The 13,596-nt window shown below is 40.7% G+C and carries 13 protein-coding genes and 1 pseudogene; 10 read left to right on the top strand and 4 right to left on the bottom strand.

Annotated elements, in window-relative coordinates:
* Window positions 1–13 precede the first annotated feature (13 nt).
* Window positions 14–1,072, top strand: a complete 1,059-nt coding sequence (gene cax / locus BW986_RS22340) for a calcium/proton exchanger (protein WP_076371201.1) — start codon at window positions 14–16, stop codon at window positions 1,070–1,072.
* A 470-nt stretch (window positions 1,073–1,542) separates the two neighbouring features.
* Window positions 1,543–2,355, top strand: a complete 813-nt coding sequence (locus tag BW986_RS22345) for a YfkD famly protein (RefSeq protein WP_076370908.1) — start codon at window positions 1,543–1,545, stop codon at window positions 2,353–2,355.
* Between the two features lie 33 nt (window positions 2,356–2,388).
* Here BW986_RS22345 and yfkAB read toward each other — a convergent pair whose 3' ends face one another.
* On the bottom strand, window positions 2,389–3,516 hold the full coding sequence (gene yfkAB, locus BW986_RS22350; RefSeq protein ID WP_076370909.1) for a radical SAM/CxCxxxxC motif protein YfkAB: 1,128 nt from the start codon (window positions 3,514–3,516) through the stop codon (window positions 2,389–2,391).
* A gap of 150 nt (window positions 3,517–3,666) precedes the next feature.
* Here yfkAB and BW986_RS22355 point away from each other — a divergent pair, with 150 nt between their 5' ends.
* Both BW986_RS22355 and BW986_RS22360 read left to right on the top strand, forming a co-directional pair.
* Window positions 3,667–3,852, top strand: coding sequence for an SE1561 family protein (locus tag BW986_RS22355; protein ID WP_034305661.1), 186 nt, complete (start codon window positions 3,667–3,669; stop codon window positions 3,850–3,852).
* Window positions 3,853–4,155: 303 nt separating this feature from the next.
* Window positions 4,156–5,724: a fumarate hydratase gene (locus BW986_RS22360; protein WP_076370911.1), complete on the top strand. Its 1,569-nt coding sequence runs from the start codon at window positions 4,156–4,158 to the stop codon at window positions 5,722–5,724.
* A 48-nt stretch (window positions 5,725–5,772) separates the two neighbouring features.
* Here BW986_RS22360 and BW986_RS30385 read toward each other — a convergent pair whose 3' ends face one another.
* Window positions 5,773–5,910, bottom strand: coding sequence for a hypothetical protein (locus BW986_RS30385; RefSeq protein ID WP_179086138.1), 138 nt, complete (start codon window positions 5,908–5,910; stop codon window positions 5,773–5,775).
* A 111-nt stretch (window positions 5,911–6,021) separates the two neighbouring features.
* Between BW986_RS30385 and BW986_RS22365 the strand changes: the two genes are divergently transcribed.
* From BW986_RS22365 to BW986_RS22385, 5 genes are all read left to right on the top strand, one after another.
* Window positions 6,022–6,207: a hypothetical protein gene (locus tag BW986_RS22365; RefSeq protein ID WP_076370912.1), complete on the top strand. Its 186-nt coding sequence runs from the start codon at window positions 6,022–6,024 to the stop codon at window positions 6,205–6,207.
* Between the two features lie 220 nt (window positions 6,208–6,427).
* Window positions 6,428–7,213: a delta-lactam-biosynthetic de-N-acetylase gene (gene pdaA, locus BW986_RS22370; RefSeq protein WP_076370913.1), complete on the top strand. Its 786-nt coding sequence runs from the start codon at window positions 6,428–6,430 to the stop codon at window positions 7,211–7,213.
* Between the two features lie 122 nt (window positions 7,214–7,335).
* Window positions 7,336–8,220, top strand: a complete 885-nt coding sequence (locus BW986_RS22375; RefSeq protein WP_076370915.1) for a DNA-3-methyladenine glycosylase family protein — start codon at window positions 7,336–7,338, stop codon at window positions 8,218–8,220.
* Window positions 8,217–9,602: a 23S rRNA (uracil(1939)-C(5))-methyltransferase RlmD gene (gene rlmD / locus BW986_RS22380; protein WP_076370917.1), complete on the top strand. Its 1,386-nt coding sequence runs from the start codon at window positions 8,217–8,219 to the stop codon at window positions 9,600–9,602. The genes BW986_RS22375 and rlmD overlap by 4 nt, the downstream gene beginning before the upstream one ends.
* 117 nt (window positions 9,603–9,719) lie before the next feature.
* The gene (locus BW986_RS22385) at window positions 9,720–10,244 is read left to right on the top strand and encodes a YehS family protein (RefSeq protein ID WP_076370920.1); all 525 of its coding nucleotides are present in this window, start codon (window positions 9,720–9,722) and stop codon (window positions 10,242–10,244) included.
* A gap of 174 nt (window positions 10,245–10,418) precedes the next feature.
* On the opposite strand, the pseudogene BW986_RS22390 reads toward BW986_RS22385, so the two are convergent.
* Both BW986_RS22390 and BW986_RS30915 read right to left on the bottom strand, forming a co-directional pair.
* A pseudogene (locus tag BW986_RS22390) lies at window positions 10,419–11,313 on the bottom strand (3-hydroxyacyl-CoA dehydrogenase).
* Window positions 11,314–11,877: 564 nt separating this feature from the next.
* Window positions 11,878–12,009 (bottom strand): hypothetical protein, encoded by a 132-nt coding sequence (locus BW986_RS30915; RefSeq protein ID WP_260320935.1) that lies wholly within the window; start codon window positions 12,007–12,009, stop codon window positions 11,878–11,880.
* 373 nt (window positions 12,010–12,382) lie between these two features.
* Here BW986_RS30915 and BW986_RS22395 point away from each other — a divergent pair, with 373 nt between their 5' ends.
* On the top strand, window positions 12,383–13,573 hold the full coding sequence (locus BW986_RS22395; RefSeq protein ID WP_076370922.1) for a glycine C-acetyltransferase: 1,191 nt from the start codon (window positions 12,383–12,385) through the stop codon (window positions 13,571–13,573).
* Window positions 13,574–13,596 lie beyond the last annotated feature (23 nt).

Consider the following 13,596-nt stretch of genomic DNA (forward strand, 5'->3'; position numbering starts at 1 on the left):
TGTGAGGAGAAGTATCGTGAATAAAATATTTTTGGGGCTTGTCCTGTTAGGCGTCCCTTTATCTGTCATTGGGTCATTATTGCATTGGCCGAGTGTAATCATGTTCATAGTATATTGCTTAACAATCGTGGCGCTGGCAGGCTTCATGGGCCGGGCCACTGAAAGCTTAGCGATCGTTATGGGACCAAGGATTGGCGGTCTCTTGAACGCAACGTTTGGTAATGCAGTAGAATTGATCATATCCATCTTTTCATTAAAGGCGGGTCTAGTGGGTGTCGTGCTGGCGTCTTTGACTGGTTCCGTTTTAGGAAATTTATTGTTGGTGGCAGGACTTTCATTCTTTGTCGGAGGGACTAAATATAAACGGCAGAAGTTTAATGTATTCGATGCGAGGCATAATGCCGGTCTATTGATTTTTGCTGTAATTGTAGCCTTCGTCATACCGGAAATATTCACACAAAACATGGGTGAATCAAGCACGATGTCGTTAAGTGTCGGAATTTCCATTATATTGATCTTATTATATCTTGCTGCATTATTCTTTAAATTGGTTACTCACCGCGGGGTATATCAGCATACAGAGAAACTCGAGGAACATGAAGAGGAAGTACCGGAGTGGAGCAGGAAAAAGGCAATTATAATACTTGCAGCCGCTACATTGGCTGTTGCTTACGTATCGGAAAAACTTGTACATACGTTTAGCGAGGTGGGGGAAGCTTTCGGATGGTCGGAGTTATTCATCGGTGTCATTATCGTTGCGATTGTCGGTAACGCGGCAGAGCATGCTTCCGCCGTCATAATGGCCTATAAAAACAAAATGGATGTCGCTGTGGAGATTGCCGTTGGTTCCACGCTTCAAGTAGCGATGTTCGTTGCCCCAGTACTCGTATTGATTTCGTTAATGTATCCAACGAGTATGCCGCTTGTTTTCACAATGCCGGAACTGATATCAATGGTTTCAGCAGTCTTTCTGGTAATCATGATTTCTAATGATGGGGAAACGAACTGGTTTGAAGGCCTTACCTTATTGGCCGCTTACTTCATTATGGGAATTGGATTTTATTTATTATAAGAATGCAGGCCTTCCAATGTGGGAGGTCTTTCTTTTTATAAAATTAAAAAATAAAAATGACTCTGCTCAGGTTAGATTTAGCAGAGTCATTTCTATATTAGTAAATTACCATTCATAAATTATTCCAAAATTTTTCATCATGCTTTTGAAAAAGTTGAGAAAATATTCTAGAGTGTCACACCATCCTTTTACATCAGATTTAAGTATTGGCGAATTCGTTTTCTGTCATCCTTTAAAAGGGTGTCATGGATTGTTCGATAAGCATACCTCCTGAAGGTTTAATAGGTATGAACGATTTCGCCTCCTTTTTATAATGTAAAATAAGTATAACTGATTTAAAGAGAAAAGTAAATATTCTGAACTTTACAAATTTATTACAAAATTGAAATCGGAATGAAATGTATAGAATGTTGGCTAAAAACAAAATCTATAATCAATATGATTGAACCCCTCAAAAGGAGTGCGACAGCATGAAAAGAACTATTATTATTACGATGATTGCCCTAATTGCCTTTATTCAGGCGAATGTAAGCTTTGCAGCTGATATACCAGAAGCCAAAGCAAATCCGAACAAGGTGAATATCCCACCTTCAGTATTGAATATTGCAAAGGAGAATACGTATCCGAACCCGACCCAGGATCTTCCGATGCTGCAGCCGAGTAATCTTGCCAAACAATTGATCGATTCGTCGGATATCAAGATTGAAAACCCAGAACTCATACAAATGTTGAATGAATCCGCAATTGCAAAAGCCCCGCTTGCTTTTGGATACAGGGCGACCATTTACCTTGGCCATTGGGCCTTGAATTATGAGTCCTCGGAAACGGCACCAAACTGGGAATACCAAAAGATCAATACGAATTACTATGATAATCGTGGAGGTGAAGTTCCATATAAGATCCGTTATGTCCAGGAAAGTCAGAAGGCAGTGAGTGGCGGTCTGACAGCGAAAATTCCCAAGGCTGAGGATGTTCAAAAGATGATGCTGCTAAAAGCCACTGAAAAAACGAATTTGCCATTGGCTTTTGAAACGATCATCGGAGCTGGTACGAAAAAAGATCAAGTATACAATGTTGCTTCAAATAGGATTGGTTACTTGTCCAGTTTTGCTTCCGCCGTCAATGAAAAAGGCAAGGTCACATATGGAGAAGTATATTTGAACTTAAAAGGAAATAAAAGAACCATTACGATAAAGAACATCACATCACAAGGCATTGGTGCATGGATACCGGTTCAGGACCATGTTTCCTACAGCTTTACAGTTTCGCAGCAACCCAGGTAAATTGAAAAACTCGCCGGATTGGCGAGTTTTTCTTCATATGGTTGACTTCCTGATCCTGAAGTCCTCCTTCGGGTAGTAGGCATTTTTGACGAGAACATTCGGGCCCAGACATTTGACTGCCGGGCAGTGGCAGTTCAATTCATTGGCCAGTTTCGAACTCATCCATGTGTCATAGGAATCGGTCAAGGGCTGGTCTTTGATATTTCCTAATGTAGGCGCGTCCCCGAAATCGGTCACGATCACTTCCCCTGTGAAAATATTGATGTTCAACCTGGAACGTCCATCAGGGTCATTCCTTACAGTCACTTTATGTGAACCATAAAGGCGTTGAAGCAGCTTTATATCCTCTTTACTGTTATTGCAAGGATAAAATGGCAGGGTACCGAAAAGCATCCAAACATTTTCATCACGGATATCAAGCAAATGATGAATCGCTTCACGCATATTATCCAATGATAAAGTTTCAAGTGCCGAAGCGAAATCGCTTGGATACATCGGATGAATTTCATGCCTTTGACATCCCATTTCATCGACGATCTGTCTGTGAATATGTTCAAGATGAGGCAATGTGCGTTTATTAAGCATCGTTTCTGCAGATACCAGCACACCAGCTTTTGTCAGGGCACGGGAATTTTCGATCATTTTATCAAATAGTTTCTTTCGCTGTTCCCGAGATGGTTTTCGGTCCATCATGGCAAAGCCGATATCAATGAATTCATCGATCGTTCCCCAATTATGGGAAATGTGCAGAACATCCAAATAAGGAATGATTTCCTCATACCGTTCCAAGTCAAGGGTCAAGTTGGAATTGATTTGTGTCCGGACCCCGCGGCTACGGGCATATTTCAATAGAGGCAAAACATAATTCTTCACTTGTTTTCTTGAAAGCATCGGTTCACCGCCAGTGATGCTGAGCGAACGAAGCAAAGGGATCTCATCAAGGCGCTGAATCAGTAATTCCAAAGGCAGGGCATCCGGGTCCTTGGGCTGAAGTGTGTAACCGACGGCACAATGCTCACAACGCATATTGCAAAGGGTTGTGGTGGTGAACTCCACGTTGGTGAGGCTGAGTTTTCCATATTGTTCAACGTCCATATATGCTTCCCAAGGATCATACTTGGGTGTAATTGGTGTTAAAAGATCTTGCTTGATTATTGACATATTTAAAACTCCTTACGTAATAATGCACTAACCCATTATGAACAATGGGAACAAAAATTGTCAAATGGCGGAGAGCTGCGTTTATAGCTTGCCATTGCACTTTCAAGCAGATTTCGTTACGATGAAAGAAGAACGGAAGGAGAGTGCCTCATGGGAAAATCCATTACAGGTAAAAACGAACAATTAACATACTTAAAAGAACGCCTCACGATGTTCATGGAAGTTCTTGATCATATCGAACCGGAAAATACGGAGTTGGAAGATATAGACCGTTTAATCGGCATGATAGATGATTTAGAAGGCAAAGTGGAACAATTCAAGACCAGGGAAGACTAATATCTGTTTCGATAGTATGACTTTTTCAATGTTAATATTCATGAGGGATGACGAGAAACCTGCGTCATCCCTTTTATTATCAAATCTTCTTGGAAATGATTGGTGAAGATATTTGATTTATGGGCTATTTAAAGCGCTTTGATCATTTCACTCCAAATTGCTGTTCATTAAGAAAAATAATTACTTGTTTTCGAAAGATTATGTTAGATGTATAATAAAACGGGTGTTGAATCATTCGCTATTTATAGAGAAGCAGGGAAATGATTAATCTAATCTAGGGGAAATAAGAGGGGGAAGAGAAATTTGGATATTCAAAAATTCCAAGAAAGTATGTACAGTCTTATCGTTGAAACTTCAACGAATCTTCCAAAGGATGTTCGTCGTGCGGTCAAAAGTGCAAAACAGCGTGAAAATGCAGGTACTCGTTCTGCATTAAGCTTGGCCACCATCACGAATAATATTACAATGGCTGACGACAATGTATCACCGATTTGTCAGGATACTGGTCTGCCGACTTTCAAAATAAAAACTCCAGTTGGCGTGAACCAACTTGAAATAAAAAAAGCAATCCGAAATGCGATCATTTTAGCGACAAAAGGCGGAAAACTTCGTCCAAACGCAGTTGACTCTTTATCGGGTGAAAATAGCGGGGATAACCTTGGGGAAGGTCTTCCTGTCATTAAATTCGATCAATGGGAAAAAGACTATATTGATGTTCGCCTTATCTTAAAAGGCGGCGGCTGTGAAAATAAAAACATCCAATACAGTCTGCCTATGGAACTTGAAGGATTGGGGAAAGCGGGCCGTGATTTGGACGGAATCCGTAAATGTGTACTTCACTCTGTCTACCAAGCACAAGGACAAGGCTGCAGTGCCGGCTTCATCGGCGTTGGTATCGGTGGGGACCGTTCATCCGGATATGATCTGGCTAAGGCTCAACTTTTCCGCAGTAATGAAGATGTGAATCCGAATGAAGACCTTCGTAAACTTGAAGATTACATCATGAAGACAGCTAATGAATTGGGAATCGGCACGATGGGCTTTGGCGGCGAAACTACATTGCTTGGATGTAAAATCGGTGTCATGCACCGTATTCCGGCAAGCTTTTTCGTATCCGTTGCTTACAACTGCTGGGCATTCCGCCGTTTAGGAGTGAAAGTCAATCCTGAAACAGGTGAAATCAATGAGTGGTTGTATCAAGAAGGCGAGAAAATCGACTTTGCTTTAGAAGCAGAAAAAGCAGCGAAGGATGAAGTGGCAGCCGCTTCTGAACCGGACGTTAAAGCTTCCCGTGAAATCACCCTGCAAGCACCAATCACGGAAGAACAAATCCGTGAATTAAAAGTTGGTGACGTGGTTCATATTAACGGCAGGATGTATACAGGCCGTGATGCCATCCACAAGCATTTATCTGAAAATCCTGCACCAATCGACCTGGATGGACAAATCATCTATCATTGTGGCCCAGTTATGCTGAAGGACGAAGAAGGTAAATGGCATGTGAAGGCTGCGGGACCGACAACAAGTATTCGTGAAGAACCATACCAAGGCGATATCATGAAACGATTCGGCATCCGCGCAGTTATCGGTAAAGGCGGAATGGGACCAAAAACACTAGAGGCGCTAAGTGAACACGGCGGCGTTTATCTAAACGCAATCGGCGGGGCTGCTCAATATTATGCAGACTGCATCAAGTCCGTCGAAGGTGTGAACTTCACTGAATTTGGTATTCCAGAAGCGATGTGGCATCTGAATGTTGAAGGATTCACTGCCGTAGTTACCATGGATTCACATGGAAACAGCCTGCATAAAGACGTTCAGCAATCTTCATTGGAAAAATTGGCACAATTCAAAGAACCAGTATTTAAATAATTATATGAAAAAGGCGCTCACCAAACGGTTGAGCGTCTTTTACATATCTTACTCTTCGATTTCCGGCAGTGGATCGATCCTTGTAGCATCCTCTAAATTCAATCCACTTTTCACAAAATGAACAAACACTCCGCCACTTAAACCAAGACAACCAACAAAGCCTATAGTGATAACCCATTCCAGCATTTCATTCCCCCCTTGCTAAATGTATATGAAAAAAAAGGCGATAATTTACTCAAAAAAGTACAATCTTTTGGAATGGACGCACATACATTAGAAGAGAAAGGGGGGATTTTCATGCAGAACAACTACATCTTATTCTTTATCGCCATGTTAACTGGTTTTGCTTTCATCAAACTTCCTGTGGCAAACACGATTTTCTCCGGTCTTGGAACATTCCTTGACGTAGTCGGAATTGTAATCGTTCTCATTTTCGCTATCGCCATTATTTGGAAGGCGGCACAAGCGTTATTTAAAGGATAAACAAAGCATGGAGGGCCAATCCTTTTCGGAGGATAGGCCTTTTTTTACGTGGATTAAGGTTTTGCAAGAGATACCTATAACAATTCGACCCACGGCCCGAAAACTGGTCCCTGAGCGTAGTGAATTCGACCCATGGCCCAATAATTCGACATTCACAATATCATGCATATAAATCTCCATGTTCCAAACAATAAGTAAAAAGGACATGGGGGATATTCCAATGAAAAAAAAGGTGATTTTATCCGCTTTTATATGCTTGATATGCTCTTTGGCAAGCCCAGCTTTTGCAGAATCCTATAACTGGGGTTTCAATAAAGGGAAAAATGGGACACCTGCCGATGCCGGTAAAAAATTCAATGAAATGCTGCCTGAATATGAAGCGATTTATAAAGGGGATACTAGGAAAAAAGTCGTTTATTTAACGTTTGATAATGGTTATGAAAATGGCTATACGGCCCAGATTTTAGATGTTCTGAAGAAACATGGTGCTCCTGGAGCTTTTTTTGTCACAGGTCATTATTTAAAGACCGCACCTGAGCTTGTTGTCCGTATGGCTAATGAGGGGCATATCGTAGGAAACCATTCCTGGAACCATCCGGATATGACCAGCGTGACGGATGATGTGATACGCATGGAGCTTGAGCGGGTAAAAAAAGCAACGGAAAAATTAACGGGGCAAAAAGGAATGAATTACTTAAGGCCGCCTCGTGGGGTATTTAATGAGAGAACAATGAGAATCGCAAAAAAAGAAGGGTATTACCACATCTTCTGGTCACTGGCATATAAAGACTGGATTGTTGATCAACAAAAGGGTGCCGCGTTCGCACACGATGAAGTGCTTAGGCAGATTCATCCTGGCGCGATTTTATTATTGCATACCGTATCGAAGGATAATGCGGATGCATTGGACCCGATTCTGACGGATCTTGAAAAACAGGGGTACACATTCAGTAGCCTTGATGATTTAATGATTGAGAAACAGTTGCCGAACCGAATGCTTTATTAAAATGAGAAGCGGGTCCTGTAGTGATAATTCAGGTCCCGCTTTTATCCATTCTCTTCAATTTCAAGTAATATTTCTGGAAACATGCTATAATACGTGGAAAACTGCTAAAGGATGGATCGCTTGTGTGGACAGAAAAATTACAGGTTCAAGGACCCTATAATTTCGATCTAGTTCTCGAACGATTATCGTTAGACCCACTTCAGGTAGTTGATTTTACTAACAGGACGGTAAAAGTTCCGCTATATATAGAAAAAGAACCAATCGTTTTGCAGGTTCAGGCAATAGGAAATATCGATGAACCATCTTTCATCATCAAAGGTCAATCAGAGGTTTACAAGTCAAAAGCAATCGAACGGTTAAAAAAGGTTTTTCATTGGCATCAGCCATTAGAAGGCGTTTCCCGGCATTTCATGGAATCAGATTTAAGGGAAATCTTCGAGGAGCACCGCGGTACTGCCATAGTCTTGGACTTCGATTACTACAGTTGCCTCGCCAAATGCATCATACATCAGCAATTGAACTTATCCTTTGCCCATACGCTCACGGAACGATTCGTTAAAACCTTCGGCTACCAGATGGAAGGTGCCTGGTTTTATCCGACACCGGAAACAACAGCCCAACTTCAAATCGAACAATTAAGAGCCATTCAATTCAGTGGCCGGAAAGCCGAATACGTCATAGGACTTTCCGAGCAGATCATTCAAGGCCATCTCAACCTTGATATAATGGAAAAGCTATCCGATCAAGAGGTTATGGATACACTAATAAAAATACGCGGTATCGGTAGATGGACGGCTGAAAACTTCCTGCTTTTTGGACTTGGCAGGCCGAACCTATTTCCTAAAGCCGATATTGGCATTCAAAATGCTTTGAAAATATTATATGGCTTACCGCAAAAGCCAACCCAAGAAGAAATGGAGTCCTATAGTGTGAAATGGGCCCCATATCTAAGCTACGCTTCCCTCTATTTGTGGAGAAGCATTGAAAAACGGAGTGAAAAGAAATGACAAACATTCAAGATACAAAACTGGAAGTGAATCAAACCCTTCCCCTTACGATTAAACGGCTTGGCATTAACGGGGAGGGAGTCGGTTATTTCAAAAAGAAAGTCGTCTTCGTCCCAGGAGCATTGCCTGGTGAAGAAATTGTAGCTTTGGTCACAAAGGTTCAGCCAAACTTCACCGAGGCAAAAATAAAAACCATCCGTAAAGAATCGCCGCATCGCATTGCAGCACCATGTCCAGTTTACGCTGAATGCGGCGGATGTCAGTTACAGCATTTAAGCTATGCCCAGCAGCTTATTGAAAAACGCGATATTGTAATTCAAGCGATGGAACGTCATTCGAAATTCCCAGTTTCTTCATTAAATGTAAAAGAAACGATCGGCATGGAAGATCCTTGGAATTACCGTAATAAAAGTCAGTATCAAGTCGGCCAAAAAGATGGCAAATTAATTGCTGGCCTTTACGGCTTGAATTCCCACACACTGATCGATATCCCGAATTGCCTTGTACAACATAAGGCAACAAATAAGGTAACGCGTACAGTGAAAAAGATACTAAAGAACCTGAACATCTCGATTTATAACGAAAGAAAAAGAAAAGGTGTTATCCGTACGGTCATTACACGGGTAGGATTTGAAACAGGTGAAGTGCAGGTTGTCCTCGTTACAGGTGCGGAGGAAATTCCACAAAAGGATCAGTTGCTTAAACAAATTCGTGACCAACTGCCAGAAGTGAAATCGGTCGTTCAAAACATCAACAACCGGAACACATCACTTATTTTTGGCGAAAAAACGATTCACTTGGCAGGCGAAAAGGTCATCAACGAAACATTGGGTGACCTATCATACGAACTATCAGCCCGTACATTCTTCCAGCTTAACCCGGTCCAAACTGTTCGCTTATATGATGAAGTGAAAAAAGCGGCAGCCTTAACCGGCACGGAAAAAGTGGTTGACGCTTATTGTGGCGTCGGGACCATTGGCCTATGGCTGTCCGAAAATGCCAAAGAAGTCAGAGGAATGGACGTCATTAAAGAATCCATTGAGGACGCCAAGAAAAATGCAAAAAAACATAAACGCAACAATGTATACTATGAAACAGGCAAAGCCGAGAATATCCTCCCACGCTGGACCAAAGAAGGCTGGAAACCGGACGTACTGGTCGTCGATCCGCCAAGATCCGGCTGTGATCAATCATTACTGCAGACAATCTTGAAAGTTAAACCAAAAACCATTGTGTACGTATCATGCAACCCGTCCACATTGGCGAAGGACTTACAAGAACTGGGCTCTACTTATCGCGTGGAGGCCATGCAGCCGGTGGACATGTTCCCGCAGACCAGCCATGTGGAAGTGGTAACCTCATTGAAGCTGATTAAAGAGTAAGCAGAGTAATCCGGGAATCTGTAAAAGGTTCTCGGATTTTAATCTGCGTTTATTTCCATCCATTTGTGAAATAATGAAAGTACTGTGAAAATCGAGAAATACATAGGAGGGTTTTGGATGCATAATCATGATATATTAATACGATTAAGATATGCGCTGGATATTAAAAATAAAGATATGGTAGAGATATTTAAGCTCGGGGATATTGGAGTGACAAGAGAAGAAGTCATGCAGATGCTTACAAAACCAAAAGATGATTATTATGATGAATATGATGATGATGATATGGATGAAGATGAAGATGGGGTAAACTGCAATAACATGATGTTAGAGTCCTTTTTAAATGGTTTGATCATTTTTAAAAGAGGGAGACAAGAGTCAAAACCTGGTCAGCCTCAAAGTCAGCCACCGGCTGTAAAGATTAAGGAAAGTGTGAATAATATCCTTCTGAAGAAACTGAAAATAGCATTGACATTAACAAGTGAGGATATGATTGATATCTTGGATGAAGCAGGTGTCATGATAACCAAAGGGGAATTAAGCGCTATATTAAGAAAAGTGGGTCATAGGAATTATAAAGAGTGCGGAGATCGTTACGCCAGGAATTTCTTAAAAGGATTAACTTTGAGATATAGGGGATAAGGGTTTAGAACTGTTTTTATATGCACATCATTACAATCAGGCTTTGATTTCGTGAAAAGTACTTTTCCGATTTCAGGGCCTTTTCCTTTTCGCATGAACGTTATTGGAGACATTGATAAGTGCGGGAACAGTTAAAAAACCAGAAGGCACACTTAAGGCACCTTCGCACGTTCATTAACCTCTTAAAAAGTCTGGCTTTGCAAAATTGGGGCTGGGATATTTATAAAAGCCTTCTCCTGCTTCTCTACCGACTTTCCCTTTATCGATATACTCTGTTTTCAAAAGGTTAGCTTTTCAACCTCTGGATCACCTGTCGCTTTCGCTTTTGCAAGTGAAATATTATAAGCGGTATTGATTCCTACCACGTCTAAAATGGCGAAAGGGCCAAGCGGCGCTCCTGTTGCGACCATCCACGTTTTATCGATGGTTTCCGTATCTGCCACTCCTTTTAATAAGAGCATTTGGGCAGCATCCAAAAGGGGAACCAATAAGGAATTCAAAATATAGCCTGGCTGCTCTTTATGTAAAGGCAGAGGAACCATTCCAATTGCTTTTGCAAAATCAATCACTTCATCGAACACTTCACTATCCGTTCCGGGATGTTTCATGATTTCTGCCGTATTGTTTTTCCAGATTTCATTAGCGAAGTGTAACGCCAGGAATTTTTTTGGACGGCCTGTCGCTTCGGCAAATTGGCTTGGTAAAAATGTAGACGAGTTCGTGGCGAAAATTGTTTTATCAGGAGCCACTTTTCCTAACTCCGTGTAAAAATCCGTTTTGATTTGAACCACTTCTGGAATCGCTTCAATCACAAGGTCAGCATCGGCTACTGCCGCAGATAAATCACTGTGGAAAGAAATGCGGGCATAAGCAGTATTGAGATTTTCCTCCGTTGCGCCTATGTCTTCTTTATAGTATGGCTTCAAATTATTGATCCTATCTTTTGCACGTTCCAATGCTTCGTTATTGATGTCATATACAGATACGTTGAATCCTTTGAAGGCGGTTTGAAATGCGATCTGACTTCCTAAAACGCCGCTGCCGGCATCGTGATATTTTTATAATTCACAGCTATTCTCCTTTATTTCTTTGAATAGTTCTTCTTGTTAATTATTGCACTTATCTTGAAAATAGATGCAGGAATTAACTTGATATACGTTTTTTTCCTATATGAAACCTGATAAACACATGTTAAGAATGTAACAACCCTTCTCGGATGTAGGACAATCTTCATAACTTTTGCCTATCACTTTGAATAGGTTGTATATTTTGCTCATTACTTCACGAAAGGAAAGTTGCCTATTAGCATTTCACCCGAAAAAGAATTCCAGGGGTGGACCAATGGAGGGCCATTAAGCTGTTAAAGGGTGATTCAGAGGAACGACCGTTTGGTTTTTCCATTGTAGAAAATCACAAGGTGTGGATAGAGGAAGAAGGAAATGAAAAAAACAAATTATTCAGACTTTCCTCCTGATCTTGTGCATAACTTTTTTGTTTTTGATCTCTTTGTATTTGAACGTAACTTCAATATCCTGAGCTGATCAGCAGTTCTATTTTTATTGTTGTAATGGTCTTAAGCGTCCATTAGTACAATGTAAAACAGACAAAAAAGAGGATGATTAATCCCCTTAGTTTACTTGTCTTCATTTATTTGTTCATCAGGTTTTTGGACGATTTCTTTTAATTCCCCAATATCACCTTTTGCATTGATAATCTCAAAAATTTCATTTAGGCCTTCTGATGTTTTTTCATCTTCCGTTTTCACTATACCCCTCCTTAATTAGGTTAATGGTTAAGGTCTCCAAAAAACCAGTAGATAAAACATCGGTTACCTTGGAAAATTGATGAAATTCTCTTCGCATTTCCATTGATATAAAAGCATTTTAGGCGGATGTTAATTGTAAAACTACAAAAATTCAAATTTTTTTGTCCGCGCAATATGGACAACATTAAAATTATCTATTATTATGATTGTTATAACTCTTAGTATAAAGGGATTTGTGGTACTTCTTAGTGTATTTTTAGAGAGGACACATGTATTTTTAGAAAAAAGGGAAAAAATACAATATTTTTAAAATAGGGGTAAAACATATAAAGATCCTGCATTTATTCCAACCATCAATGAGGGGGTATATTAAATGTCAAGTGAAGTATTAAATCAATTTTTGAAAGAAAATTTGGAAGATTTAAAAGAAAAGGGACTATACAACGTTATTGATCCGGTGGAAGGTCCAAACGGTCCGGTAATCACCATTGCAGGCAGGGAGTTAATTAATTTATCATCAAATAACTATCTAGGTTTAGCAACAGATCGACGATTAATAGAGGCTTGCATAGAAGCGACGAAAACATATGGTGTCGGGGCTGGTGCCGTTCGTACGATTAACGGAACTTTGGATATTCATGTCAAATTAGAAGAAAAGCTTGCAGAATTTAAACATACAGAAGCCGCCATTGCTTATCAATCTGGATTTAACTGTAATATGGCAGCGATTTCAGGAGTGATGGATAAACATGACGCCATTCTTTCAGATGAACTGAACCATGCTTCAATCATTGATGGATGCCGATTATCCAAGGCGAAAATTATTCCCTTTATCCATTCCGACATGGACGATTTACGGACAAAAGCACGCCAAGCAAAGGAGTCCGGATTGTATAACAAAGTCATGATCATTACTGATGGAGTTTTCTCGATGGACGGGGATATTGCCAAGCTTCCTGAAATTGTGGAGATTGCAGAAGAGTTTGACTTAATTACTTATGTTGATGATGCACATGGATCGGGTGTATTAGGTAATGGTGCAGGAACGGTAAAACATTTTGGGTTATCGGATAAAGTGGATTTCCAAATTGGAACATTATCCAAAGCCATTGGTGTTGTTGGAGGCTATGTAGCTGGAAAGAAAGATTTGATCGATTGGTTAAAGGTGAGAAGCCGTCCATTTTTATTTTCAACGGCTGCCACACCGGGAGCAGTTGCAGCTAGTATAGAAGCCATCGAAATTTTGATGAATAGCTCAGAACTTCAAAATAAGCTGTGGGAAAACAGTGATTACTTGAAAAAGGGCCTAAAAGAATTAGGGTTTGATATCGGGGAGAGCGAAACACCGATTACGCCTTGCATCATAGGGGATGAAACAAAAACGCAGCAATTCAGCAAGAGGCTGAATGAAGAAGGTGTGTATGCTAAATCCATCGTATTCCCTACCGTTCCAAAGGGTACTGGAAGAGTGCGGAATATGCCAACTGCTGCTCATACAAAAGAGATGCTGGACCGTGCAATTGCCATTTATGAAAAAGTGGGAAAAGAGATGTCGATCATATAAGAGATTGCTTGTTTCAGAGTTTA

Origin of the sequence: Peribacillus simplex (assembly GCF_900156045.1) — a bacterium.
Taxonomy (GTDB): domain Bacteria; phylum Bacillota; class Bacilli; order Bacillales; family DSM-1321; genus Peribacillus; species Peribacillus simplex_D.

Excerpts from the sequence above, each read along its gene's own strand:
- BW986_RS22345 (WP_076370908.1), top strand. The coding sequence starts at position 1,543 with ATGAAAAGAACTATTATTATTACGATGATTGCCCTAATTGCCTTTATT.
- yfkAB (WP_076370909.1), bottom strand. The coding sequence starts at position 3,516 with ATGTCAATAATCAAGCAAGATCTTTTAACACCAATTACACCCAAGTAT.
- BW986_RS22355 (WP_034305661.1), top strand. The coding sequence starts at position 3,667 with ATGGGAAAATCCATTACAGGTAAAAACGAACAATTAACATACTTAAAA.
- BW986_RS30385 (WP_179086138.1), bottom strand. The coding sequence starts at position 5,910 with ATGCTGGAATGGGTTATCACTATAGGCTTTGTTGGTTGTCTTGGTTTA.
- BW986_RS22365 (WP_076370912.1), top strand. The coding sequence starts at position 6,022 with ATGCAGAACAACTACATCTTATTCTTTATCGCCATGTTAACTGGTTTT.
- pdaA (WP_076370913.1), top strand. The coding sequence starts at position 6,428 with ATGAAAAAAAAGGTGATTTTATCCGCTTTTATATGCTTGATATGCTCT.
- rlmD (WP_076370917.1), top strand. The coding sequence starts at position 8,217 with ATGACAAACATTCAAGATACAAAACTGGAAGTGAATCAAACCCTTCCC.
- BW986_RS22385 (WP_076370920.1), top strand. The coding sequence starts at position 9,720 with ATGCATAATCATGATATATTAATACGATTAAGATATGCGCTGGATATT.
- BW986_RS22395 (WP_076370922.1), top strand. The coding sequence starts at position 12,383 with ATGTCAAGTGAAGTATTAAATCAATTTTTGAAAGAAAATTTGGAAGAT.